Source organism: Pleurocapsa sp. PCC 7319 (assembly GCF_000332195.1).
Lineage (GTDB): Bacteria > Cyanobacteriota > Cyanobacteriia > Cyanobacteriales > Xenococcaceae > Waterburya.
This window is the reverse complement of sequence record NZ_KB235922.1, coordinates 4,987,093-5,013,050: the sequence shown is the minus strand read 5'-3', so window position 1 is coordinate 5,013,050 and position 25,958 is coordinate 4,987,093. Positions and strand designations below refer to the sequence as shown.

Annotated in this window: 21 protein-coding genes, 1 tRNA gene and 2 pseudogenes; 10 read left to right on the top strand and 14 right to left on the bottom strand. The window is 39.3% G+C overall.

Translation table 11 applies throughout. The annotated features are described in order from the left end of the window. Window positions 1-15 precede the first annotated feature (15 nt). From proA to folB, 3 genes are all read left to right on the top strand, one after another. Window positions 16-1,320, top strand: coding sequence for a glutamate-5-semialdehyde dehydrogenase (gene proA / locus PLEUR7319_RS0126865; RefSeq protein WP_019508326.1), 1,305 nt, complete (start codon window positions 16-18; stop codon window positions 1,318-1,320). Window positions 1,321-1,419: 99 nt separating this feature from the next. Continuing rightward, a complete protein-coding gene (locus PLEUR7319_RS0126860) occupies window positions 1,420-1,779 on the top strand; it encodes a four helix bundle protein (protein WP_019508325.1) in 360 nt (119 codons plus the stop codon). Window positions 1,780-1,802: 23 nt separating this feature from the next. Then, entirely contained in the window at window positions 1,803-2,165 is a 363-nt protein-coding gene (folB, locus tag PLEUR7319_RS0126855; protein WP_019508324.1) for a dihydroneopterin aldolase, read from the top strand. Between the two features lie 490 nt (window positions 2,166-2,655). Here folB and PLEUR7319_RS0126845 read toward each other — a convergent pair whose 3' ends face one another. The 7 genes from PLEUR7319_RS0126845 to cimA form a co-directional block, all read right to left on the bottom strand. Further along, entirely contained in the window at window positions 2,656-3,444 is a 789-nt protein-coding gene (locus tag PLEUR7319_RS0126845; RefSeq protein WP_019508322.1) for a sensor histidine kinase KdpD, read from the bottom strand. Window positions 3,445-3,662: 218 nt separating this feature from the next. After that, on the bottom strand, window positions 3,663-4,253 hold the full coding sequence (locus tag PLEUR7319_RS0126840) for an L-threonylcarbamoyladenylate synthase (RefSeq protein WP_019508321.1): 591 nt from the start codon (window positions 4,251-4,253) through the stop codon (window positions 3,663-3,665). A gap of 66 nt (window positions 4,254-4,319) precedes the next feature. Then, window positions 4,320-5,222: a peptide chain release factor N(5)-glutamine methyltransferase gene (gene prmC / locus PLEUR7319_RS0126835; protein WP_019508320.1), complete on the bottom strand. Its 903-nt coding sequence runs from the start codon at window positions 5,220-5,222 to the stop codon at window positions 4,320-4,322. A 10-nt stretch (window positions 5,223-5,232) separates the two neighbouring features. Beyond that, entirely contained in the window at window positions 5,233-6,021 is a 789-nt protein-coding gene (locus PLEUR7319_RS0126830; RefSeq protein WP_019508319.1) for a Tic22 family protein, read from the bottom strand. Window positions 6,022-6,312: 291 nt separating this feature from the next. Then, window positions 6,313-6,386: transfer RNA gene (locus tag PLEUR7319_RS0126825), tRNA-Pro, on the bottom strand. Window positions 6,387-6,486: 100 nt separating this feature from the next. Further along, window positions 6,487-8,097, bottom strand: a complete 1,611-nt coding sequence (locus PLEUR7319_RS0126820; RefSeq protein WP_019508318.1) for a hypothetical protein — start codon at window positions 8,095-8,097, stop codon at window positions 6,487-6,489. Window positions 8,098-8,117: 20 nt separating this feature from the next. After that, window positions 8,118-9,749, bottom strand: coding sequence for a citramalate synthase (cimA, locus tag PLEUR7319_RS0126815; protein ID WP_019508317.1), 1,632 nt, complete (start codon window positions 9,747-9,749; stop codon window positions 8,118-8,120). An 85-nt stretch (window positions 9,750-9,834) separates the two neighbouring features. Here cimA and PLEUR7319_RS36840 point away from each other — a divergent pair. The 3 genes and pseudogenes from PLEUR7319_RS36840 (at window position 9,835) to PLEUR7319_RS0126800 (ending at window position 11,642) form a co-directional block, all read left to right on the top strand. Beyond that, window positions 9,835-10,171: pseudogene (locus PLEUR7319_RS36840) on the top strand (2Fe-2S iron-sulfur cluster-binding protein). 15 nt (window positions 10,172-10,186) lie between these two features. Beyond that, a complete protein-coding gene (locus tag PLEUR7319_RS0126805) occupies window positions 10,187-10,723 on the top strand; it encodes a hypothetical protein (RefSeq protein ID WP_019508315.1) in 537 nt (178 codons plus the stop codon). Between the two features lie 214 nt (window positions 10,724-10,937). Beyond that, complete coding sequence (locus PLEUR7319_RS0126800; RefSeq protein ID WP_019508314.1) at window positions 10,938-11,642, top strand: hypothetical protein; 705 nt, start codon at window positions 10,938-10,940, stop codon at window positions 11,640-11,642. A 316-nt stretch (window positions 11,643-11,958) separates the two neighbouring features. Here PLEUR7319_RS0126800 and PLEUR7319_RS0126795 read toward each other — a convergent pair whose 3' ends face one another. Together PLEUR7319_RS0126795 and PLEUR7319_RS0126790 are read right to left on the bottom strand one after the other, a co-directional pair. Then, window positions 11,959-13,596: an iron uptake porin gene (locus tag PLEUR7319_RS0126795; RefSeq protein ID WP_019508313.1), complete on the bottom strand. Its 1,638-nt coding sequence runs from the start codon at window positions 13,594-13,596 to the stop codon at window positions 11,959-11,961. A gap of 241 nt (window positions 13,597-13,837) precedes the next feature. Continuing rightward, complete coding sequence (locus PLEUR7319_RS0126790; RefSeq protein WP_019508312.1) at window positions 13,838-15,310, bottom strand: leucyl aminopeptidase; 1,473 nt, start codon at window positions 15,308-15,310, stop codon at window positions 13,838-13,840. A gap of 338 nt (window positions 15,311-15,648) precedes the next feature. Here PLEUR7319_RS0126790 and PLEUR7319_RS38590 point away from each other — a divergent pair, with 338 nt between their 5' ends. Beyond that, the gene (locus PLEUR7319_RS38590) at window positions 15,649-16,578 is read left to right on the top strand and encodes a pentapeptide repeat-containing protein (protein WP_019508311.1); all 930 of its coding nucleotides are present in this window, start codon (window positions 15,649-15,651) and stop codon (window positions 16,576-16,578) included. A gap of 103 nt (window positions 16,579-16,681) precedes the next feature. Here PLEUR7319_RS38590 and aroH read toward each other — a convergent pair. From aroH to PLEUR7319_RS0126765, 4 genes and pseudogenes are all read right to left on the bottom strand, one after another. Next, window positions 16,682-17,065, bottom strand: a pseudogene (gene aroH / locus PLEUR7319_RS36830) (chorismate mutase); the annotation flags it as partial. Window positions 17,066-17,200: 135 nt separating this feature from the next. Next, window positions 17,201-18,025: a signal peptide peptidase SppA gene (gene sppA / locus PLEUR7319_RS0126775; RefSeq protein ID WP_019508309.1), complete on the bottom strand. Its 825-nt coding sequence runs from the start codon at window positions 18,023-18,025 to the stop codon at window positions 17,201-17,203. Between the two features lie 201 nt (window positions 18,026-18,226). Continuing rightward, window positions 18,227-21,478, bottom strand: coding sequence for an efflux RND transporter permease subunit (locus PLEUR7319_RS0126770; RefSeq protein WP_019508308.1), 3,252 nt, complete (start codon window positions 21,476-21,478; stop codon window positions 18,227-18,229). Between the two features lie 19 nt (window positions 21,479-21,497). Further along, window positions 21,498-22,835, bottom strand: a complete 1,338-nt coding sequence (locus tag PLEUR7319_RS0126765; RefSeq protein WP_019508307.1) for an efflux RND transporter periplasmic adaptor subunit — start codon at window positions 22,833-22,835, stop codon at window positions 21,498-21,500. A gap of 94 nt (window positions 22,836-22,929) precedes the next feature. On the opposite strand from PLEUR7319_RS0126765, the gene PLEUR7319_RS0126760 reads away from it, so the two are divergent. From PLEUR7319_RS0126760 to PLEUR7319_RS0126750, 3 genes are all read left to right on the top strand, one after another. Next, entirely contained in the window at window positions 22,930-23,328 is a 399-nt protein-coding gene (locus PLEUR7319_RS0126760) for a helix-turn-helix domain-containing protein (RefSeq protein WP_019508306.1), read from the top strand. Between the two features lie 60 nt (window positions 23,329-23,388). Then, window positions 23,389-24,558 (top strand): LptF/LptG family permease, encoded by a 1,170-nt coding sequence (locus PLEUR7319_RS0126755; RefSeq protein WP_019508305.1) that lies wholly within the window; start codon window positions 23,389-23,391, stop codon window positions 24,556-24,558. A gap of 115 nt (window positions 24,559-24,673) precedes the next feature. After that, window positions 24,674-25,105, top strand: a complete 432-nt coding sequence (locus tag PLEUR7319_RS0126750) for a DUF29 domain-containing protein (RefSeq protein ID WP_019508304.1) — start codon at window positions 24,674-24,676, stop codon at window positions 25,103-25,105. A 160-nt stretch (window positions 25,106-25,265) separates the two neighbouring features. On the opposite strand, the gene PLEUR7319_RS0126745 is transcribed toward PLEUR7319_RS0126750, so the two are convergent. Further along, a complete protein-coding gene (locus tag PLEUR7319_RS0126745) occupies window positions 25,266-25,886 on the bottom strand; it encodes a heme-copper oxidase subunit III (RefSeq protein WP_019508303.1) in 621 nt (206 codons plus the stop codon). Window positions 25,887-25,958 lie beyond the last annotated feature (72 nt).

The window sequence follows — 25,958 nt, the reverse complement described above, 5'->3', positions numbered from 1 at the left end:
ATATCAGTAACAAGTATGGTTATCTCTGAGATAGCATTACCCTCTTTAATTGAAATTGCGCAACAAACTCGCGTAGCAGCAGGAAAGCTGGCGGTATTGTCTACAGAAGCTAGAAATAATGCCTTGGAAGCAATAGCTAAAGCTTTAGAGGCTTCTAAATTAGAGATTTTAGCTGCTAACGAAGCAGATCTTAGAGTGGCCGAAGCAGATAATATTGCTCCTGCATTGTACGCCAGACTTAAGCTAGGAGAATCAAAACTACAAGCAGCGATCGCCGGCGTGCGAGATGTAGCTAAACTAGATGATCCAGTTGGGGTAAATCAGATTCATCGTGAGCTAGATGAAGGTTTGATTTTAAAGCGAGTTACCTGTCCTTTAGGAGTGTTAGGAATTATTTTTGAGGCTCGTCCTGAAGCCTTAATTCAAATTACTAGTTTGGCAATTAAGTCGGGTAATGGTGTAATTCTTAAGGGTGGCAGAGAAGCAATTAACTCCTGTCAGGTATTAACCAAAGTAATTCGCCGAGCATTAGATTCTACTGAGATCGACTCTGATGTGGTGCAGCTTCTAACTACTAGGGAAGAAATTAAACAGCTACTAGAACTCGATCAGTATGTAGATCTAATTATTCCCAGAGGTTCAAACTCTTTCGTACGTTATGTTCAGGATCACACTCGTATTCCTGTTCTGGGTCACGCAGATGGGATCTGTCATCTTTATCTTGATAGTGCGGCAGAGATCAACAAGGCCATAAATATTACCGTCGATGCTAAAACCCACTATCCCGCAGCCTGTAATGCAATTGAGACCTTACTAGTGCATCAGGATATTGCAGAAGAATTTTTACCCCAGATTGCTACTGCTTTGGAAGCAGAAGGCGTGCAACTGCGGGGAGATGAAGCAACCAGAAAGATAATTAATGCGACTCCCGCCAATGAACATGACTGGAAAACAGAGTACAGCGACTTAATTTTAGCTATTAAAATAGTTGATTCTCTAGAAACAGCGATCGCTCATATTAACCAGTATGGTTCTAAACATACCGATGGGATCATTACCGAAGATCGACAAGCTGCTGTCATGTTTCAAGATCGTGTCGATGCGGCAGGAGTTTACCATAACTGTTCAACGCGGTTTGCAGATGGTTTCCGCTATGGCTTTGGTGCGGAGGTTGGCATTAGTACTCAACAAATGCCTCCTCGGGGTCCTGTTGGTTTAGAAGGTTTAGTGACCTATAAATACAAAGTAACTGGTAATGGTCACATTGCAGCTACTTACACTGGATCAGATGCTAAACCTTTTACCCATATTGATTACTAATTACTGATTACTGATTACTGAAGCCCAAAACTATTGAAATTCTATGCTTTGATATTAAATTTATAAGTTCAATCGTGTCAGGCGTCATAGTTTTTACTTGTGGAAAAATCTAACATTGATATTTATGATTTTGCTAAAAAGTTTGCTGTTAAGATAGTTAAGCTATGCAACTGGATAGAACAGACACCAGGAGCCAGACGCACTTTAAGCAATCAATTAATTCGTTCTGGAACTTCAGTTGGCGCAAATTTATATGAAGCTAAATATGCCGAATCAAATGCTGATTTTATTCATAAACTTAGAGTTAGCAGAAAAGAATGCAGCGAGACTATATTTTGGCTGGAGATATTAATTGATTCAGGGATAATTGAAAAGAAACAACTACAGCCTCTTTTAGAGGATGCTGAAAGAATTGGTAAAATTTTGACTTCAATTATCAAGTCTAAACTCAGTAATTAGTAATCAGTAATCAGTAATCAAAAATGGATTCAATTCAAGTTAGCGGTATTCGCGCTTATGGATATGTTGGTTATCTTCCAGAGGAACGAGTTTTAGGGCAGTGGTTTGAAGTGGACTTAACTTTGTGGGTGGACTTAGAATCAGCAGGAAAGAGCGATTGCATTGAAGATACCTTAGATTATCGGGAAGCGATCGCAATTGTTAAAGAGCAAATTACTACGGCTAAGTTTGACTTGGTAGAGAAGTTAATTAGTGCGATCGCCGATAAGCTTCTCAGTCTGGAAAAAGTCAACCAAGTTCAGGTTCGGTTATCGAAACCAGCCGCACCTATTCCTAATTTTAGTGGTCGAATTACCCTCGACATAATTAGAAGTAAAACCAATTAATACATAATATCTGGTTTTTGGCAATTCGTAAGAATACTTGATATTTAATTGATTAGCACTAAATTTTAAGTAATTCCGACCAAGGGGAAAGATATTTAATTGGGCAAATTAATAATAGAAGAAGAATCAAAACTAATTTAAATTATCAAAAAAGGACTTTTGGTCGATGAATAGAAAAATAAAATTAACAGCTAATCTATTTTGGCAATATATTAATCAGCAGCTTTTTCATAAATATTCTGTTTGGAATTTTAGACATTTTTGGTATTTATATCAAATTACTTTATTTAGAAGATGTTGGGAACAAGAATGTACTCAACAAAGTAAAAATCACTATTAAATATTTAAATATTGCCTAAAATTGTTTTTTTGAGAAAAATTTTTTTTGTTATTGATTTGAATAACTTTACGAAGAATAAGAGTTGAAAAATTATGTTTCTGAGTTATTTAGGAATATATTTTTTAACTCTTTTACTTTTTGGAAAACACTTTAGCTAGGAGTTTTACAGGTTAAAACTACTCGAGTTAAAGGTAATTGATTGTTCTGAGGGGCAAGATCTAGTAACTCTAGATTTCCTCCCATTGTTTCTAATAAAGTTTGGGACAATAACAGCTTCATATTGGGAGACAAGCTAATTTCTTGCAATAACTTACGGATATCAGCTAAATCGCTACTTTCTAGATTGGGTTCGCTAGTTTTTTGCTCATACCAGAGTTCAGTAGGGCACTCTAGATCAATTTCAATGGTAACGGTGTCTAAACTTACATCGGCAGTAGATACCTTGATGTTACCTGTATCCATCAAACTAATACCGCTATCAATTAAATTAAATATTAACTGGATTAACCGAGAACGATCTGCATATACATAAACCGTAGGGTCTGGCTCAATAATTTCTAATTGAAGGTTGTGATTAGCTGCTTGAAGATGAGTCAAACGATCAATTTCAGTAAATATTTCCTTGAGTTGCAGAGATTCTAAATTTAATCGATTGCTGCCATATTCTGTTTTGGATACAGCCACAATCTCATCGATCAGCTTCATTAACTTCAATGCTGACTGGTAAGCCTGAGTAATAAATTCTTTTTGTTCTTCTGGGCTTTCACAGAGATCCGACAGAATTAACTGATGTAAGCCAATCATGCTGCTTAGTGGCGATCGCAACTCATGGGAAGTGCGAGCCAAAAAACCGGCTTTAAACTGGCTCATTTGTGCTGCCATTTGGTAAGCCAGTTGTGCTTGTCTCAGTTCTTCCTTTAACTCCTCGATTTCATTCATATATTTCATCAGATGGGTTCAGGTTATCACCGAATAGTTGGCACCATCCCTCTTACTCTTCTAGTAATTTGGCTTACAACCGTTTAACGCCACTCTAGTGCTTTGTTTCCCAATAAATACAACGATCCGAATAATTATTACATTAACTATTTAGTATTGCATTATTGTTGTTTAATCTAGCATAGCTTAAGGCAATCACTTGGTTCAATCCTCTAGAATTATTTTACAGTTACACTACCCTGACGTAAAAGTTCCCACTGCTGATTTTTCCAGTGAATAATAGTAGAGGGCAGTCCACTTCCAATTTTATCCTCTAGCTTAAGCATTGAATCTTCCAAAACCAAAACATCGGGAAAAACTTGAGCTATCTCAGGCATAGAAGTTAAACTGTTTTGTCCGGAAATGTTAGCACTGGTGGTGGCTAAAACTCCAGTTTGCTTGAGTATTTGACGTGCAATGACATGATCCGGTACTCGGATTCCTACTGTCTTTGATTTAGTGGGGTTGATTATAGGTGGAACTAAAGATGATGCTGGTAAAACTAAGGTTAGCGCGCCTGGTAAGTATTTATTGAATATTTGTTGCCAAATTTCTAACTCTGGGGCAGTGTAATCAATAAAAGGGAGTAAATCACTAATGGATGCTCCCATCAAAATTAAAGGTTTATTTTCAGGTCTCTGCTTAAGCAGAAAAATTTGTTCAGCTAACTCTGGTTTAATTGCTAGGGCAGGTACAGTGTCAGTCGGAAAACTCACAGCTTTTCCAGCGATCGCTCCTTGAACTAGTTCTGCCTGAGAAACTTGAACCATAAAATTTTAAAGTTTATTTCATGTCCGTTATTAAAGTTGATTTTCCTCGCGGTACTATGACTGAAATTAGCGACGATGTGCCAAGACAAAACGCTCAATACCACTGAGATCGGGAAATATTTTTATATCGTAGTATTTTTCCTGCTGTTCTAAAAGTTTTACAACTGCATGATGCTGACCAGCCATAATTTCAATTAACCAAATTCCTCCAGAAATTAGGTAGTGGGGAGCAACCTGCACTAGATGACGAATATCATTCAGACCATCTATCCCGCCATCAAGAGCTAAATGTGGTTCGTGGTTTGCTACTTCTGGTTGCAATTGAGATATTTGTGATGTAGGAATATAGGGGGGATTAGAAACCATTCCCCTGACCTGACCTTGAAGAAACTCTAAGGGTTGCCACCAGCTACCCTGATAAAAACAAATATTTTGATTTAAATTTAGCTGTTCGGCATTTTCTTGGGCAACGCCTAAAGCTTCTGGACTATAGTCAACAGCGTGAATAGTTGCTTGAGGTAAGCTACTGGCTAATCCTAAAGCGATCGCACCGCTTCCTGTTCCTAAATCTACCCAGTGTTGTTTGACATCGGCAATAAGACTATTTTTATTTTGACCAGCAGCTTCGATGGCGATATCAATAATTAATTCTGTTTCAGGACGAGGTATCAAGACTGCGGGAGTAACCCGCAATTGAAAACGCCTCCAAAAAACAGTGTTCACCAGATACTGCACTGGTACGCGTTCTTGAAGACGTCTTTGCCATAGTTCTTCTATTTTCCAAAGAGGTCTTTGACTAACTATAAAAGATTGATTGGCATAAGAGCCTAGACGTATGGACAGGTTGCTCAAGTTAGTTATGACCTGAAGTAACCAATCAACTTCATCTGGATCAATATTATTAGCGAGCGCTGATTGTTTAGCTTGCTGATACCAAGAATACAGTTTAGCGCCAGAAATACTGTTCAATATTAATAATTTATTCTGGAGTTTTCTCTGGTGCCACTTCTGGAGTAGCCTCTGGAGCTGTTATTCCTCCATTTTGGGTAGATGAATTTTGGAGAAATTGAATTGATTCTGTAGAAGGTACTAGCACAATTTTTTCGAGCATTTTATCTTCACTAGTTTCGAGGGTTTCAATTACTCCCTCTAAAGGCACAACCTCAATATCAACACTGGCTGCGACATCAGGCTTTTGTTCTTTAAACTTAGCTACCATATCTTCTAGTTGTTGTTTATCAAAGAAGAAAGGAATCACTTGTTGAGCATCTTTTTCAATCGTTAGATAACCCTTGCCTTCGCCTCCCTTGGCAACAAATAGAGGTACTCCACCTTGATATGGTTGATTATTAGCTTCACCAATAGTCTTGGCTGAGTTGACAGCTTCTTGTTCGGGAACATAGGCAAAATTCAAAGCATTTTCCTGACTTTCAGCAGATTCAGATAATTTGTAAACCTCTCCTAGTGATACAGGGACAACCTTGACTTTACTCGCTAGCTCAGGATTCTGGGTTTTTAGCTGATTGACAAATTGGTTAGCATCATCTTGACTAATAAAAACTCCTGCAACCTTAGCTTGATCTTCACCTGATGCGACTAAAGGTGCACCTTGTTCATCGGCTATGGTGAATACAGGGACTGGATCGAGCTTTTTCAAAACTTGATCTTCTGGTAAAGCCAACGCTGTGAAGTTTGTTACTATCCCAGAACCGATAAAAGCAGTTCCAGCTATTCCCAAGGTTGCACTCCAACGGACTAATAATTTCATCATGTCTATCTGCCTCATTACACTACCTGCTAATTGTTTATTGTGTATAAAAAACTGTTAATTACTGGATAATAAGCGAATATTTTTTGATTCTTACTATTTATCTTGATCGTAAAAAATGCTTGTTTCTTTTAAAACTTTAAAAAAGTAAACTAATGTTTCCGCCCATTATACAAGAGGAATTTTATTAAGCAAATTTCATGAGATGAGATACTCTAAATTACATTATTAATCTTTTAATTCTATTCTTTGGAGGCAGAGGTAATTGTTAATCTTTGAAGCTTGAAATTATCGGGATGACAGGATTTGAACCTGCGACATCCTGCTCCCAAAGCAGGCGCGCTACCAAGCTGCGCTACATCCCGTACCTAAGTTGCTGTCAACTGACCACATCTTGAGGGCGTTTTCGACGCTCACTTAGGATAACATAATTTTCCCAGTAATAATTGCTAACTAAAAAAGTAATCAAAAATCAAAATCAGGTACTAACTGTAAAACTCCCATACCAAGCTCTGTACCATTGATCGACTGCACTTCAAATAGAGCTAATATATCTTTTAATTGTGGATTCCCACGATTAACCCCTGTTGCTCCCATAGCAACGATCAGACCACAATAACCCTGGTTTTTTTGGCAGCGTTGACGCCAATTGTCTAGGGATTTGAGCTGCTGAGCAACTTCTTGAGAATACTCGGCAAATATATACAATTCGTCGTCTCCGGTTTGCAACATTCCCAGCTGAAAAATTTCTCCACTGAAGGGATCTTCACCAGGATTAAAACAAATAGACTTTAATCCACCTGCATCTTTGATTCTGGTAATCAAATGTTTGGCTTTAGGACGGGTAGTTTGAATAAAAATTATGGGAAATTCTTCGCTTTTATTGGTAATGTTTAAGGATTGATGGTAAGTCTTGGGTTTGTGTTTTAGCTGTTGAATAAATTCCCAGTTAATACTGGTTAAACTAATCAGAGAACCATCTGGAATTAAATCTTCTTGAATAGCAATATCAATATCTTCTGCTAACTTTTCTGGCCGATCTTTGATGCCCAGATTAAGCAATTCTTCTGTCAGTTTAGGTAAACTACAAACCTTGGTAGATAACGTTTTTGCTTCTATTCTGGATTCCGGAAGATTGATGCGATAGGATTTGCATATTGCCTTAATTGGTTCTTGAGCGAGAATAGTTCGATTACCGCGGTAAAAACGCAGCAAAGACTCTAAAGCTGCATAAACTATCTTTGTTTCCTCTTCATCCAAGAAGGGGCGCATTCCTTCAAAGGGATGAATGCTGCCGAAAAAAGGTTCAATTGAGACTGCCTTGCCCATACCTTGAGTCTCTATTTCAACTTCATCATAATTAAGAAACCAACAATCCTGAGCTAAAAAAGCTTGCTCTAATTGTGCGGGGGACTTACTATCTCCTAAAGCAGCAGCACGAAATTGCTTTAGAGAATCTAGGGAGCGATAAAGTAATACTCCATATTCGGCTGACATCATGCCCATAATGCAGAGATATATCTTGTCCACGGCGCAGTTTTTCAGCTCAACACACAAAATATCACTATCGGCTAATAATTCCCAAGGGGCAATATCCCAAATGTTAATAGCAGTATCATTAATAGCTTCTTCATAAACAGAGGGGAGAGCTGATGGCTGAATATTGCTCATTGCAGCAAATCCCTCAAATAGATGATCGATTACTGGCAGTTGAGTAGAATACTCAACAGTAATATCTAAAGCTTGTAAAACTCCCCGCAACAAAAATTGAATTTCGCGATCGCGTACAATTACTTTTTGGGGACGACTTGGTTGCCCTGGGTGGTGAGGAGATTCAATCGCCCTCAATAAAGTACGTACCGTGGCCTCAATCCCTGTTTCTCCAGAAACTACATCCATCGCTCTGACGGAGCCTTCTGAGCCGTCAACCCAAATAATACATTCTTCGTCGGCATCTATATTGGCATCTAAGTAAGAAGCCATATTTTCCAACGGACGGCGATCGCCTTCCCAAACAGCGGTAGTTTGTGGAAGTTTTTTGAGTCTACTTCTGGTGGTAGGAGGAAGAGCCGTCATAGATAGTTTTGCTACTTTACTTAATTAGTAATACTGACTTTATTTTTGTTCAAGGTCTGTAATAATAAACCATATTCCATACCTTCGACTACTGCTTGGTAAGAAGCATCAAGGATATTGACCGATACTCCTACAGTTGTCCATCGTTCTACTCCGTTGGTCGATTCTACCAGTACACGAGTTTTAGCTGCTGTCCCGGCACTGCCATCTAAGATTCTGACTTTGTAATCTGCTAAGTTAAAATTGGCAATTTCAGGATAGAATTTAACCAAAGCCTTGCGTAAAGCCAGATCTAAAGCCGCTACAGGACCATTAGCCTCTGCTACCTCTAGTAGATTTTTACCATCTACCTCTACTTTTATCGTAGCTAAAGCTTTGCTAGCTGGGTTATCTATTTCTTGATGAATATCACAGTGAACCTGAAAACCCTTAAGTTGAAACAATTGCTTTCCTGGTTCGAGGATTGAGCGCATTAATAATTCAAAACTAGCCTCTGCAGCTTCAAATTGATATCCTTCATTTTCTAATGCTTTTAACTTCTCGAGAATTTGACGACAGCTTACGTCTTGTTTACCAAGATTAATGCCAAACTTCGCCGCATAATGTAGAACATTGCTCAAGCCGGACTGATCTGAAATAACGATTCGTCTCTGATTTCCAATTAACTCTGGTTGAATATGTTCATAGGTTAAAGGATTTTTAGCTACTGCAGAGACATGAACTCCCGCTTTATGAGCAAATGCCGAGCGCCCGACAAACGGTGCATGGTCATCGGGAGCAAGATTAACAATTTCGCTAATTAAACGACTAGTAGGACTCAGTTGACCAAGTTGTTGATCTGCTAAACAATGATAACCAAGCTTCAACTGTAGATTAGGAATTAGAGTACAGAGATTGGCATTACCACATCTTTCTCCATACCCATTAATTGTTCCCTGCACCATTGTTGCTCCTGACATTACAGCCGCGATCGCATTGGCAACTGCCGTTCCTGAATCATTGTGAGTATGTATACCCAGCCTGACTGAGTCGGAGGAATTTAATTCGGGAAACCCAGCCATTATCTCGGTGATAATTTGACTGACTTCATGGGGTAATGTGCCGCCGTTAGTATCACACAAAACTAACCATTCTGCTCCAGCTTCTAGGGCTGTTCTAATTGTTTTGACAGCGTACTCAGAATTGTGTTTATAACCATCAAACCAATGCTCAGCATCATAAATTACTTTTCTACCCTGGCTACGCAGATATTCAATTGTGTCGCGTATCATTGCCAAGTTCTCGTCCAAGCTAGTTTTTAAGGTTTCCTTAACGTGTAGATCCCAGGATTTACCAAAAATCGTCACCCATTGAGTTCCTGCAGCTAATATTGCTTGCAGCATTTTATCCTCGGCAGCCGCTAAATTCGGACGACGGGTAGAACAAAAAGCAACTACTTTTGAAGTTTTCAGCGGTTCCTCTTGAAGTCTCCAGAAGAACTGAACATCTTTAGGATTTGCCCCCGGCCATCCCCCCTCAATAAAGGGAACTCCCATTCGATCAAGCTGACGCGCAATTTTCAGTTTATCTTCTAATGATAAAGAAATTCCCTCTCCTTGAGAGCCGTCTCTTAAGGTTGTATCGTAAATCCAAATTGTTGATTCTTGATTCATGAAGTCAAATTTTACTCCAATCAAAGTTAACAAATGTTAAGTTACTCAGAGATAAATATTTTTTTGCCCAGAGTAGAAATTGCTTATGCCCACCGTAACTGTACAGGGAAAAACTTTTACCTGTGACTATAATGCTAATTTACGTACGCAGAGTTTTATTGAAACATAAAATCAACCTCTATAACGGTAAGTCAAGAATTATCAACTGTAGAGGCATCGGTAGTTGTGGTACTTGTGCCGTAGAAATAGTCGGTGAAGTTTCTTCCCCTAACTGGAAAGACAAAACTCGGCGATCGCTTCCCCCTCATTCTCCAGAGCAAAACCGTCGTTTAGCCTGTCAAACGACAGTTTCAGGAAATATTCAGGTACCTAAATATGACGGCTTTTGGGGACAAGGCAATTTAGTAATCAGTAATCAGTAATCAGTAATCATAAAAATGAATATTTTTAAAATTTCACCTATTATCCGTATTACTCTTTTGTGTCTTTATATTGCTCTAACAGTTCCTTTACCTTTTTTAGCTGAGTTTACTAATGCACCAATACCATCTTCAGTATTATGGTTGGGCATTGTTTTAGGGGCGATCGCTGTATATGCTGCTCTCAGTGAAAGAGTAATCTTAGACGATGACAAAATACAAGTAACTTACCCCAACTGGGTTCCCAAGTTTTTCCGTAAGGGTTGGTCTTTGTCTTGGCAGGAAATCGACCAACTCAAGATGCGCACCACAGGACAAGGAGGTTTAGTTTATTATTTTACTTCTCCCACAGAGGAAAAAGCTTATTTGCTGCCAATGAGGGTAGCTGGATTTAACAAAATGGTTAATCTTGTTGCCAAGAAAACAGGTATTGATACTGCTGATGTCCGACCGCTAGCACAACCTTGGATGTATCTAATTTTATTTGCCTGCACTATGGTTTTATGGCTCGTTGATGGTTGGACAATTTGGACTGCAACTCATTTAGCTTCTTAAATTTCTTCCCGAGGCTGTTCCCTATTCCCTATTCCCTATTCCCTATTCCCTATTGCCCTTAAATTCATACTTCTTACTTCTGCGTAGCGGAACTAGCTTGCCATAATAATTTAGAAAAATTTTTGAGTTATTAACAATATATGTGTATAATTGTAAAGAAAAGTTAAGACAACTGAGATTACTAAATTAATTTTAATAAAAACTACATAATTGAATGGTTTTGTTCAACTCCCCCCAGCCAATTATTCGTCGCAAGCAACAAGCACTAGATTTTCAAGATCGCCAAGGACTTCTACAGCTTAAGCTGCAAATCAGCAATAGAACTCTTTTTAACAGCCTGTATACAAGAATCGATCAGGTTTTTGTCCTTTGGGGATTGGTTACAGCTCTCATCTTTTTTACAGCTCAATTTGCGCCAATAGACTGGATTACTCAAGCTACTTTTTGGTCTGTATTGACGGTAGTTGCTACTGGAGTTATGTCATTTCTAACCCATTTCTGGGTTACTGTAGAGCGACTCCGCTGGGTTTTGTATAGCTGGATTGTTCTAATGGTAGGTGGTGTTTTGATCACTGACTTAGGAATCTTGTGTGGCTGGGGGACAGTTTTAATGAACCTTTGTCCATTATGGTTAGGTTTGAGTGCAGTAGGTTACATCTGCACGGGATTGGGACTGCGATCGCGTGCGTTTATCATCGCCGGATTGTTTCATGTTGTAGGAATCTTTGTTTTGCCCTTTTGCATCGGTTGGCAATTTTTAGCTACAGGTTTAATTATGACGATTAACCTACTGGTATTTGCTGAAACTCAGTGGGATATGCGTCCTCCAATTGATAATTATTCAGTTTTGAGTGAAGAACAAAAAGAATTTAACCGTCAGCAATATTTAATTCGTCAAACTGAATCTTGCTCTTATTAAATACCCTCGAGCATTTTACAGTTATCTGTTTTGCAAAAGACCAATTTAATGAGTTGGTCTTTTGGGCTTTTTGGCGAATCGCGTGAATATTTTCACTTTGGACTGCTGCATCTGCCATATATCCCGCACTGGCACAGATACCCAAACCAGCAATTTTATTGACCTCTACTTCGGGACGTGTAGTGAAATAATTAGCAGCGGCAATGATATCTTGAGTTTTATTAGCAGGATTTTCTAAAATAACAAAACCACAGCTTTCAACTGTGGTTTTAAAAATTTAGTATAAGTTATTCAGAAACTAGTCATATACTTCCTTTTAGAAGGTAAATGTAGTTCTAAGAACACCAAGCAAAGCGTCATCATCATCGTCGTTACCGTTAGGATTAATTATGTAAATCACCCCAGGAGTAATAGATACATTGTCATTAAATTGATACTTATACAAACCTTCTAGGTGAATTGGATTGCTTTGATCGTCGGCATAAGGTTCAACACCAGCAAAAATCGCTGCCAAATTACCTTCTTTACCAAAATCAGGTAGTGACAATCCAGCTCCGTAAGACCAAATATCTGCTTCTCCATCACCGTCATCTTCCTGAGCATCGGTATACATACCAAAAGCATTAAGAGCAAATCTATCATTCAGTTGAAAAGCTGCTTCTACTCCGAAAGAGTTGCTCTCTACTTTAATATCATCGCCAAAAGGCTGTCTAGCATCGGCTGTACCAACACCTAAGTCATAAATCGTGTTATCGTCAGCACCAAATTGACCACGAACATAGGTGCCAGCGACCTGTAACCTATCATCCAATAAGCTTACTGTAACCTGACCTAAAACAGAAAATTCTTCATTAAATAATCCACCATCTTCATTTTCAACGGGGTTAAAGGAATCACCACCAAAGAAACCAGCACTTACGGTAACAAACTCTAAGGGACTAAAGTTAAGACCAACACCACCACCAGAAGCCAGACCAATTTTATAGATAGGGCTAGATTCAGCAAAGCTGGAAAGAGAACCAGTTGCACCAGTGAAGGAGTCTAAATAAGGACTTAGAGTAGGTACAAAATCTTGCCATAGTGGAAAGGCTGCGGGCAGATAGACGTCGATTTTATCGCCAAGAGGGAAATAGTAAGCTAACCAGCCAATTTCCAAGTTGTTATCGTTGGGAGCAGTTTGGTAGGTTAACGCCCCAGTTTCCAGGGGAACACCTACTTCATTTGCATTAGTCGTCTGAAACCCAGTAAAATTACCGTCGTCATCTTCGGTATTAAAGATAGCATTGGAAGCATCTAAACGGGTGTATAGAGCATCTTCCCCAGTGAAACTAGAAACGAAAGCTAGACGTACTCGATCTTGGAATACTACCTCATTAAAATCAGTATTGTTAAACTCACTACTGATACCAAAGACAGCTTCCGCTTCTAACTTGGTAGTAGTAGAGAACTGATTATCTTCTAGGATTGCTGTGCGACTTTCTAACTCATCAACGCGTCCACCCAAAGTGGCTAATTCAGCTTCAAACTCTTGAGTCAAGCGGTTAATGGTTTCTAGATCTTCAGCAGATACTGCTTCAGAAGAAGCGATTAGACGCTCAATCTGGTTTAAACAAGAATTTAAACCGGCTGCAAATTCGTAACGAGTTAAAGCTTGGCTACCACGATATGTTTGATTGGGGAAACCAGCAATACAGCCATAACGATCCACTAAGCTGCGTAATGCTTCATAAGCCCAGTCAGTAGGTGAAACGTCTCGTAGTTGGTTGACGTTAGTTACCTGATTGCGGGATTTGGAACGTCCTTCTTGGCTGTAGTTGTTAATTTTGTCTAATATCTGACTATTGCCTGCTTCTGCTTCTGCAACTAACTGAGCAGAGGCTGATAATTGAACTCCAAATACTAAACCAGCTACTGCTGGTGAAACCAACAATAAATTGCGTATTAATTTATGCATTTTCCTCACACCTTAAAAATTTAATCGCTTACTTTTGCGATCGCTTTGGTATTTCGCTTTAGTATTAGATAATTAAATCAAATACGTTAGAAACACAAAGTCAAAAGTATCAATTATATCTTGAATTTTATGTATCCATAGATACATTTTTAGATATTATCCTGGTACGCGTTTTTGTTGTCAATCGGCAGTTCAAGTTATGTTTCAAGATAAGATTCAGTTCAGACAAACGCTCCCAAATTTAGCCTTCTACCCAGTTAACTAAAGTCCTGACTGGAAACCCTGTTGCACCTTTATTATTCACTCCGCTGGGGGAATCAGCCCAAACCGGACCTGCTACATCTAAGTGCATCCACGGAGTGTCTTTGATAAATTGTTTGAGAAATAGAGCTGCCGTAATTGATCCTCCTGCACGAGGTCCAGTATTTTTCATGTCAGCAATCTCGGACTTCAAACCTTCAAAATATTTCTCTTCCATAGGTAATTGCCAGAATTTTTCTCCCGCTAATTCGGCAGCAGTTTTCATTTCTTCAGCCAGAGCATTGTCAGTACTCCATAATCCAGCAATATCATTGCCCAATGCCACAATACAAGCACCTGTCAAAGTTGCCAAATCGACGATCGCATCTACTTCTAATTTTTCAGCATATATCAAGGCATCAGCCAGAGTAAGTCTTCCCTCAGCATCGGTATTATTGACTTCGATAGTTTTACCATTAGCAGCTTTGAGAATATCTCCTGGGTGCATTGCTCGCCCGCTAATCATGTTTTCGGTAGCGGCACAGATAAAGTGAACCTCCACATCTGGTTTTAGTTGAGCGATCGCCTTAGCAGCGCCGAGAGTGGCCGCACCGCCTCCCATATCCATTTTCATAGTTTCGATTCCGCTACCACTGGGTTTGAGGTTTAGACCACCAGAATCAAAAGTGAGGCTTTTCCCGACAATTGCTACTTTACGTTTGGCTGTACCAGCGGGTTTATAGGTCAGATGGATAAATTTAGGAGGAATATCAGAAGCTTGTCCTACACCTAAATATGCTCCCATGCCTTGCTCGAACTGTTCGCAATCTGATTGTTCGAGTATTTTGATTTCCAAGTTGTAGTCTGAGGCTAATTGTTGAGCTGTTTCTGCCATAGTTATGGGAGTAAGTTCGTTAGCTGGAGCATTGACTAACTCCCTGGCTAAAATTACACCATCAGCAACGATTGAAGCATTAGCAATTGCTTTATCTTGTCCTGCTAAGCCAATTAAATCAACAGTTTCCAGTTTAAGCTCTTTATCTTCTGGTTCAGATTTAAAACGATTATCTTGATGCAAAGCTAAAATCATCGCTTCTGTAATTACCTGGGCTAATGACTCTGGTGATTCAGAACCTAAGGGTAAACTAATTCCCAAAGTTTTTGACTTTTTTGCCATACGAGCGATCGCTGCCGTAGCAGCGCGCCAACTATCTAGTTTTAAATCTTCAGATTTACCTAATCCTACCAAGGCAATTTTACGGATCGGATTTTTGCCTCCAACACGACTGATAGCAGTAGTAGCAGATTTTCCTTCAAATTTCTCGTCGGCGATTAATTCAGAGATTGTACCTGATAATTTCTCATCTAATTGCGCTAAGTCTCCCGATAGCTCAGTTTCACCTTCCAAGATACCAACTGCTAGTAAGTCGCCAGTCCAATCTAATAATGGTGTATCGGTCGCTTTAATTTGCATCCTTTCTTACTTAATCCTTTGTGTGAAGTAACTATAGTTTCAGTTTATCAAGCTCTTAGCTTAAAGCTTAAACACTTCGTAAGAAGCAAATAAGCTAAAGGCTTTTTATCCAAACAATTAAATTAATAGTTAAAAATATTTTCCACCGAAAATCACTTAATTTATTAACCACTAAAAATACTATTAATTAAAGTGTTTATACTGTTGTGCTTACCTTTAGTAAGAACTTAAGATCGAATGTTAACCTAAATGTTATAAAGCTACCAATTATCTGTTCTAATGTCATAATAGTATGCAAGAAAATTCAGCCTATATTATTAGATATTTTTTAGAAAATTGTGAATACTTCCACCTCTCATAATTCTTTATCAACTAAGTCTGGTCAACACAAACAGCTAGGTGTGATTTTAAGTGATGCGGGTCTAATTTCCGCACAACAAATTGAAGTTGCTTTAAGAGATCAGCTAAGAAACTCAGAGATGCGAATTGGCGAGATTTTAGCTTTAAGAGGTTGGATTAAGCAAGAAACTGCTGATTTTTTTGTAGAGAGATGGGGTGAACTTGTTGAGCAGCCACAGAAAAAGCCTCTAGTTTACTATTTTCGTGAGTCTGCACTTTTAGATGAAGATCAAATATCAGCAATTCTTCTTGAAAAAAGTAAAAGAATGGAAAAAGTTCGCTTTCATCAAGTAGCAGTTCAGATGGGTTTAATTAGTCAACAAACTGTCGACTTTTTTATTAAGAATTTAATGATTGGTGCTCAGCGCAAAAGATCTTCCAGAAAATCTTCTTTTGCTACTCCTTATGAACTTCTAAAAAACTATATTCGTGGAGAAACTAATTTTCAGCGATCGCAGCTAAAAAAAATTCAACTTAATCACGTCACTCTCAAAGCAGTTAATTTAGATAGTTCCAATTTAACTGGGGCTGAACTAAAACAAGCGAATTTAAATAACTCATCTTTTAAAGACGCTAATCTAAGTAATGCCAATTTAGAAAAAGCACTTTTAAAAGAAGTTGATTTTGAATCTGCTTGTTTGAATCGCGTTAATTTAACTGATGCCCATCTAGAAGGTTCTAATTTTAAAGCGGCTAGCCTTAAAGAAGCCGATCTCAGGGACGGTTATTTTGTCAATGTCAGTTTTCAGGGTGCAGACTTGAGCAAAGCTAAGTTACAAGGCGCGAATCTCAAAGGAGCCTTATATAATGCTCAAACTATTTTCGACCCAGATTTTGATCCTACCAATGTAGGAATGGAATTAGTTTAATGCAATTTTAATTTGTTAATTGTTGATTGTGAGAGTGTAATTTTGAAGTTTCTCTTCCTTCTGAAAAGGCTTCACTGAGAGAACGTTTTCCCCCGGAATTTTTGATTGCTAGCGGTAGTACATCTAAATCGGGGCGTAAAGCTTGCGCTTGACGTAAATAACGATGAACCATTGCCGACTGAGCTAGGGGAGTGTTGACTTGAATTAGAATCCTAATGCAACGTTTTAAACTTCCTTTGACGTGCATTTGTTGTAAATCAATTAGAGGAACATGATTCCAACCAGGGCGTTTTCTGGCAACAGCAGCCGGAAATAGAACATCTAGATCGGCAGTGGTAGTAAAAAATACGCAAACTATATCGTCAGCTTGGAACTGATTATGGGCTTCAATCTCATCTAGGAGTTCATTAACTGCCTTTGCCAATGCAGTCGCTGTATTTTCAGCAACAGTCGTTGCCCCTCTAATGCCTCGTACTTTCCACTCCACTATTTTTTTCTCCCCTAATTTGTTCTTTATTCTTTCTCACCACATTATTATTGCAGAGATAACTTTATCGGTCGAAACTACGCCAAGTGTATCTCACGAATTTAATAATTGATGATTCGTTTCATAAAAGCTTGTTTAAGGGCGATATAACCATAAAGGCAAACCACTGGTAGCCAAATCAAATTGAACAGAATCAATTACCATACCAATACCAGTTTTAGCTTGGCTTCTCCCAGGAATGAATCGATTTATAAATGGTTTAGGTTCTTCAATATTAAAGTATTCAGCTTTGTCAGGATCTAATCCCGCTAATTCTGCTGCCCAACGACGGGCATCTTCTTCCGTACCCAGGCGATCTACCAGACCTAATTCTAAAGCTTGTTCTCCCGTAAATACACGACCATCGGCAAAGGTTCTAACAGTTTCTTCTTCTAAGCCACGACCTTTGGCAACGGTAGAGACGAATTGACCGTAACTTACATCGATTAACTGTTGTAGGATAAGTTCTTCTTCTGGAGTTAGTTCCCGGTCAAATGCCAAAATATCTTTATAGGGACCAGACTTAACTACTTTAAAAGAGACTCCTACTTTATCCAAAAGACGTTCTAAATTGTTGCCCCGCAGAATAACCCCGATACTTCCCGTAATGGTTCCTGGATTAGAAACAATATGTTTTGCCCCCACACCAATATAGACTCCTCCTGAAGCGGAAATATTACCGAAACTAGCGACTACCTTGACATCTTTTTCTTCTTGCAGCCTTTGTAAAGCGGTAAAAATTTCGTGAGAATCTGCTACTGTGCCGCCAGGTGAATCGATTCGCAGCAGCAGAGCAGGAAATTTCTTTTCTTCAATGGTCTTAAAAGCCTTGAGGACGTGTTTGCGAGTTTCCGAAGCGATCGCCCCAGTAATTTCAATTCGTGCAATTTGTTTTTTAGTTTTATTGAACGGCCAAATCATTAAAAAATATCTGTAAGATGAGTTTAAAAGGTTATTTTAGTTATCAATTGTCCCCCTTCGAGGATAAATCGATTGGTAATTGTTCACTACGAACCCCTCGTTGAATTTTAACTGATATTGCTCTGCTTAATCCCACAATAAAAAGAGCCTGATGGTGCCAAGCTCTTAAAAATTAATTATGGATATTGCTCAAATAAATAACTAAGAAGTTAACTCTACCTCTGTTTCTGGTTTAGTTGGAAATTCAGCATTACTCTTATGACCATTATTATGGGAATTATTAGAGCTTCCTGTACCTTTATCCCTTCTGATTAGGGATTCTAAACTTTTGATCATGATATAAAGAGAAGGTACTAGGAATAAAGAAAGAACCGTAGCAAAGAGTAATCCTCCGAATACTGCTGTACCTAACGACCAACGGCTAGATGCACCCGCCCCAGTTGCGATAACTAAGGGATAGAAACCAACCAAACTAGAAATAGCAGTCATCAAAATGGGGCGAAAACGTTCTTGTCCCGCCTTAATTGCGGCTTTAACGTTATTTAATCCTTGTTCTTTGAGTTGATTAGCATACTCGACAATCAGAATTGCGTTTTTACTGGCTAGACCAATCAGCATCACCAGCCCAACTTGGACATAAACATCATTATTAATTACAGGCCAAATACTACCTGCTTGAAGCAGATTCGCCCTTAGCCAAATAGCAGCGATCGCGCCTAGGACTGCTAAAGGCACTGTCAGCATAATGATAATTGGGTCAATATAGCTTTCGTATTGGGCTGCTAGGACTAGAAATGCCATCAATAAGCCTAAGCCAAAGATAATCGCTGACTGTCCGCCTGCCGATTTTTCTTCTAGAGCAGTACCAGTCCATTCATAACCTAAACTAGCGGGTAATATTTCCGCTGCCACCTCTTCCATTGCCTGAATAGCCTGTCCAGTACTATAGCCGGGAGCAGGAGACCCTTGAATTTTGATCGACCGGAAGAGATTGTAATGGGTAATAGTTTGGGGACCGGTAAATTCCTTCAGTTGAACTAAAGTATCCAACGACACTAACTGTCCACTTGCAGAGCGGACATAAAGCTTACGAATATCTTGAGGATTAGAGCGAAAATCTCCATCAGCCTGAATATAAACTCGATACTGTCTTTGTCCTAGAACAAAATCGTTAACATATCTAGAGCCTAAATAGGATTGGAGGGTATCAAAAATATCGTCGATGTCAATTTCTAAAGCTTTAGCGCGATCGCGATTGACCTCTACCTCTATCTGAGGCGTATTGGCGGCAAATTGAGTAAATGCTGCTCCAATTTCCGGTCTTTGATTAGCAGCGCCAATCACTTTATTGGCGTTTTCTATCAATACTGAAATTGGTAAACCCCGACGATCCTGTAATTGGAATTCAAAACCACCAAAAGTACTGAGACCTCTTACAGGAGGAGCATTAACTGCAAAAGCCTGTGCGCCAAGAACGCTCTGAAAAGAGCCATTAAGACGACCCAATATTGAATATACTGATTGACTTTCCTTTGGTCTTTCCGACCAAGGTTTGAGTTTTCCAAAAACGAAACCACGGTTACTGCCGTTTCCTTCAAAGCCAAAGCCACTGAGGGCAAAATAGCTATTTATGTCTTTGTCGTTGCCAATTTTCTCGCCAATTTGCTCCATAACTTCTTGAGTATAGTTAAGGGATACTCCATCAGGTGCTTGAACGATGGTAAAGAAATAACCTTGATCTTCCTCGGGGATAAACCCTGTCGGAATCAAATTATAGAGAAAATAGGTAAATATAATTAGAGCAGTAAAACCAGCTAAAACAAAAGGACGAACATATTTTTTAGTTAAAAATGTAATCGCCTGGGCATATTTGGCTGTAATCCAGCCAAATACCTGATTAAACTTGTTGAAAAACCAGCCTAAAACCCCTTTTCTTTCCTTGGCTGGGCGCAATAAAAGACCTGCCATTGTAGGAGAGAAAGTTAGAGCGTTAAAAGTTGAAAGAGTGATCGCAAAGACAATGGTTAAAGCAAACTGTTTAAAGATCACTCCCGTTGAACCAGGGAAGAAGGACACAGGAATAAATACTGCTGCCAAGACCAAAGATGTAGCAATTACCGCTCCGCTTAACTCGTTCATTGTGTCGATCGCTGCAATCCGCGGTTTCATTCCCCGTTCCACCTTGGTCGCGATCGCTTCTACTACCACGATGCCATCGTCTACTACCAACCCTGTAGACAGCACCATCGCAAACAGAGTAAGAGTATTGATCTGAAACCCAAAAACATTCAGGAAGGCAAAGGCTCCAATTAAAGATACAGGAATGGCGATCGCGGGAATAATCGTGGTACGCCAGTCTTGGAGGAAAATAAAAATGATTAAGACTACCAATAAAATTGCCTGCACCAGAGTTTTAACTACCTCTGTCATCGATACTTGCACAAATTCAGTGGTATCTAGAGCAATTTCATAATTCATTCCTGGCGGAAAGTCATTTGCTAATTCGGCAACTACTTCTTTAACTGCACTACCAACTTCTAAAGCGTTACTACCAGGAAGCTGAAATACCCCCATCCCGACGGCAGGATTGCCCTTGAATTTAGCCGTAGTATCATAATTTTCTGCCCCTAATTCAGCTCTGCCAACATCCTTGAGCTTAATTAAATTACCTTGCTCTCCTCTGCCTACTACTAAATTTTCAAATTCTTTCACGCTCTCTAATCTACTGGCAGCGCGGAGAGTAAACTCAAATCTTTGCTCATTGGGAGAAGGCTGTTGACCAATTTTACCGGCACCCACTTGAATATTTTGTTCTTCTAGGGCGGCAACCACGTCTTCTGAGCCTAAATTACGCGCGGCAAGAGCATCAGGATCGAGCCAAAGGCGCATCGCATATTTTCTTTCCCCGAAAATAATAGCTCGTCCGACCCCTTCAATTCTCTTTACCTGATCAACTAGATAAAGATCGAGATAATTACTGAGAAATAAGTCATCATATTCGCCATTTTCCGCATAAAAAGCAATCCCCAGCAATAAGTCTGGGGAAGATTTCTGAACCGTTACTCCAGTTTGTTGTACCGACCCTGGTAACTGTGGCTCTGATAGGGCAACTCGATTCTGTACGTTGACCTGAGCAATATCCCGATCTGTACTGGGAGGAAAAGAAACCACAATATTGCTAATACCATCATTACTCGTATTAGACGATATGTAGCTCATATTCTCCACCCCATTAATTTCTCGCTCAATAATGGAGGTAACGTTGGTTTCCGTTGTCTCAGCATCAGCACCAATGTAAGAAGAATTCACTTCTACCTGAATTGGGGCCACTTGAGGTAATTGGGAGATTGGCAGCATGGGAATACTGATACCCCCAATCAAGACGATTATGGCAGCACATACCGTCGTTAATACTGGGCGTTTGATAAAAGTATTGGCAATACTCAAAAGCATTTTGATTACTGATTACTGATTACTGATTACTGATTACCTGGCTAGTAACGGATTCTGTCGAGATGGGAGTGCCATCAGCAAGATTAAGAATGCCAGAGGTAATTAATTTATCGCCCGATGATAAACCTGAAATAACTTGATATGACTGACCCTGAATCGCCCCTAGTTCAACCAGTCTTTGTTTGGCGACAAGAGCGGTTGAGCCATCTTCTTGTTCGGCTTCTTGAGCAACAAAGACAAAGTTTTTGCCAGCAATACGGGACACGGCTTCGGTAGGGATTAAAATCCCAGTTTGTTCTGACCAAATAATTCTGGCTCTGGCAAAGCTGTCATCTCTCAATCTACCGTCGTTGTTGAATACCGCTTTAACTAAAATTGCTTGGCTACTTCTATCGGCTCGGGGGGAAATAAAGCTAATATCTCCTTCGGAGATCGCCTTTCCCTGACGGTCGATAATTTCTACGGGTAATCCTAATTCTAGACGAGAAGCCTGCTCTACAGGAACGCCAATATTTAACTCTAAGGTATGAGAGTGAGTGATACTGGTGACTTGGTCTCCTGCCTCTAAGTAATCGCCAACTTTGGGCTGTATATTAGCCACTACGCCATCTATCGGCGCAACAATGCGATTAAAATCTAGATTATCGGTGGCTATGCCCACCCTCGCCTGGGCTTGCTTAAGAGACGCTTGTTGCCTGGCGATCGCCGATCTAGCAGAGTTGACTCGTTCTCGGTTAGCCCTAAGAGCTTTTTGATTAGAATTTAAGGCTGCTTTGAGGGCATCTATCTGGGCTTTTGCCGCATCCAAATCTTTAGTGCGATCGTCTAAATCTTGTTGTGATTGTGCTCCCTGCTTAACTAAAAATTTAGTTCTTTCTAAGTTGGTTTTAGCTAGCTCTAATTCAGCTTCTTGCTCTCTTAAATCTGCTTGACTTTGTTCCACCGCTGCCTCGGCACTTGCTACCTCAGCTTCAGTAGCTCTCAACTCAGCTTCAGCATTGCTTACATTAGCTCGTTGAATATTAACTTCCGACTGCGCTGCCTCTACCTCGCCTTGCTCTCTAGTAAGTTGCAATTGAAAAATCAAGTCACCTTTTTTGACCTGATCTCCTTCTTGTACTGCGATTTCAACAACCCTACCGTCAACCCTCGGAGCCAGAGCAACTCTTTGTTTGGCTTCTAAGTTGCCCACAAACTCGGAACTCGTTCGAACTTTGTTACTACCTAAATCCTCAATTTCGACTGCAACAGCAGCAGGAGGAGTTTGAGCTACTGGTTGTTTACCGCAGCCTGTCAAAACTAAAAATAACAAAGATATACCTATAGCTTTACTAGCATGAACACTATTGTGTGTCATAACAATATAAATAAATAATTAAAATCTTGCCTATAATATGACGCAACTAGACTCTTTATCGCAAGTAGAAACTTAATGGTAATATAGTTACCTTATGGTTTCCGAAAAAGCTCAAACACCTTTACTCAATCAAGACTGTGCCTTACGCCAGGTAATTAGCATTATTGGTGACAAATGGACTCTGCCCGTTTTGTATGTTTTAACTCAAGGTACAAAACGATATAGTGAATTACAGCGCGCAATACCAGGAATATCAAAAAAAATGTTGACCCAGACCTTAAGACGGTTGGAATCAGACAACATTGTACAGCGAACAGTTTACCCTGTCGTCCCTCCCAAGACAGAGTATAATTTGACTGTTTTCGGCAACAAGTTAATTGAGCCACTGCAAGTATTGGCGAACTGGGCAGAGGCACATCAATCAGAATTACAATTAATTTGCGATCGCCGAAACCAAGATGTTTCCTCGAATAAATCACTAAATTCTGAGTAATTATAAAATTCAAAATTAAAGTTAGGTTATAGCTAAATCTTTACTTTTTCCAAACATGACATGAAAATCGCTGCACTCAAACTATTTGATCGAGCAAGTTTAGGTTTATCCGTAATGAACCTCTACATCATTAGAGAGCTGATTTTGCCTTTCTTGTTCGGGATGGGGATTTTTACTTCTCTGGGCTTATCGATTGGTGCAGTATTTGAATTGATTCGTAAGGTAACAGATTCAGGACTTTTTTGGGGAGTTGCTGCCAAGGTATTAATACTTAAAATGCCTGAGTTTATTGTCTTGGCTTTTCCCATGTCAATCTTATTGGCAACATTAATGACTTATAGTCGTCTTTCTAGTGATAGTGAACTAGTAGCTTTACGCAGCATCGGAGTTAATATCTATCGTTTAATTTTGCCAGCGATCGCTTTTAGTTTGTGTATTGTAGCTATTACCTTTTTTTTTAATAACTTTGTTGCCCCAGCTGCCAACTATCAGGCTACAGTAACTCTTAAGGAAGCATTAGGGACAACTACGCCTGATTTTGATACGGATAATATTTTATTTGATGAATACTCAGAGATCACGACCAAGGATGGTCATACCAGAGATGTACTAACTCGGTTATTTTACGCAGAAGAGTTTGATGGGGAGCAAATGAAAAACCTGACAGTGTTAGATCGCTCTCGCAGATCCATTAGCCAAATTGTCACAGCGAGATCGGCTAAATGGAATGTATTAGAAAATATCTGGGATTTTTACAACGGCACAATTTACTTAATAGGAGTAGATGGTGGCTATAGCAATATAGTACGCTTTCAGCATCAACAACTGGCACTACCGCAAACTGCTTTAGAGATTACCAAAAAAAGTAAAAAGATTAAGGAAATGAGTATTTTTGAAGCTAGAGACTATTTAAAAGTAATTAAAAATAGTGCTGACGAGCAAAAAATTCGTAAATGGCAAGTTCGTATTCATACAAAAGTTGCTTTACCCTTTGTCTGTTTGGTATTCGCGCTTATTGGTGCTGCTCTTGGTGCTAAACCTCAAAGCTCAGGCAAAGCTACTAGTTTTGGAATTTGTATTGGACTAATTTTTACTTATTATCTTTTATCTTTTATCTGTGAATCTTTGGGAATTTCAGGAGCTGTTCCTCCTTGGTTAGCAGCATGGTTACCAAATATCCTTGGTTTGAGTGCGGCAGGTGGTTTATTGACGCAAGCAACCGATTATTGACATTGATCACATTTCCTAATACTACTTGGGAGTTTGTACGAGTACTATCAGTATCAGTTATCAGAATTATGTACCTGAAAGGTGAAATGTCCTATGCTGAGGCAATGGGGTTATATTGAATGATCTAAAGCAACTACACGAAACAGACTTTAATCTTTGGATTGAAGCGATGAAAACGGCGATCGCCAATCGAGATTTAGAAGCTATGGACTGGGATAATTTGCTGGATGAAATTGACGACATGGGTAAATCGCAAAAGCGATCGCTAGAAAGCTATTTAGAATTGCTCATTGCTCATATACTCAAGCTTCAATACTGGCATTCTGAGAGAAAAAGGAATTACAAACATTGGAAAGTCGAAGTGGTCAACTTTCGTAATCGGATCAATCGGCTACTTAAACAAAATCCCAGTTTCAAGAAATATATGGCTGAAGTTTACCCTGGAGTTTTCGCTGATGTGGTTGAATCCTGGCAAATTGAATTTGATATACCTGAAGATAATTTTGTGGAGCTTAAGCAAATAATGGAACAAGACTATTTTGGGTAAGCTCACCCCGCGTCGCATTTTCGATCTCGTAGCCTTAGAACCAAATTCCAAGGCTCAGGAATTAGACGTTATCTAATAAGTTTTATTATAAATACATAAATATAGGGATGCTGATACTTGCATCCCTAAAAAGTCAAGCTTTAATTTGTTGCCGTCAATGTTAATTAATCAGATAGACCAAAACAAACAACACTAACCAAATAACATCGACAAAGTGCCAATAAATCTCTGCTGCTTCTACTCCAAAATGGCTGGAGCTAGTATAATGACCTGGTTGACGCGATCGCCAAATAACACAGAGTATCAATAATACTCCAGTCATAACGTGCAAACCGTGAAATCCAGTCAAAACAAAGAAGCAGCTGGCAAACAGGTTAGTAGTTAAACCAAACTCGGCGTGGAGATATTCATAACCTTGTCCTCCAAGGAAGAGCGCGCCCATTAAAGCGGTAATCGCAAACCAAGTTTGTAAACCCTTGATATCGTTATTTTTTAAAGCAGCTTGTCCTTTATGCATTACAAAGCTACTAGATACCAGGATTGCTGTATTGATAATTGGGATTAATAATTCCAATTCTGGCGTACCTTCTGGAGGCCAGACGGCTATAGTGGCACGATAGATAAGTAATGCCGCAAAAAAGCCTAGGAAAGTCATACTGTCGGAAAGTAGGAAGACATAGACGCCAATCATCCGTAAGTCGGGATGTTCGTGATGCCCTTCTGCAGCTTGTTCGGCAGCGATCGCTATTTGTGATTTATTATCTACAGTTGAACCTTGCATAAATTAATTTAAGTAAACTGATTTTGTTCCTGTTGATTGTTAATGGTCAATTATTACTAATAAGTTGTCAGT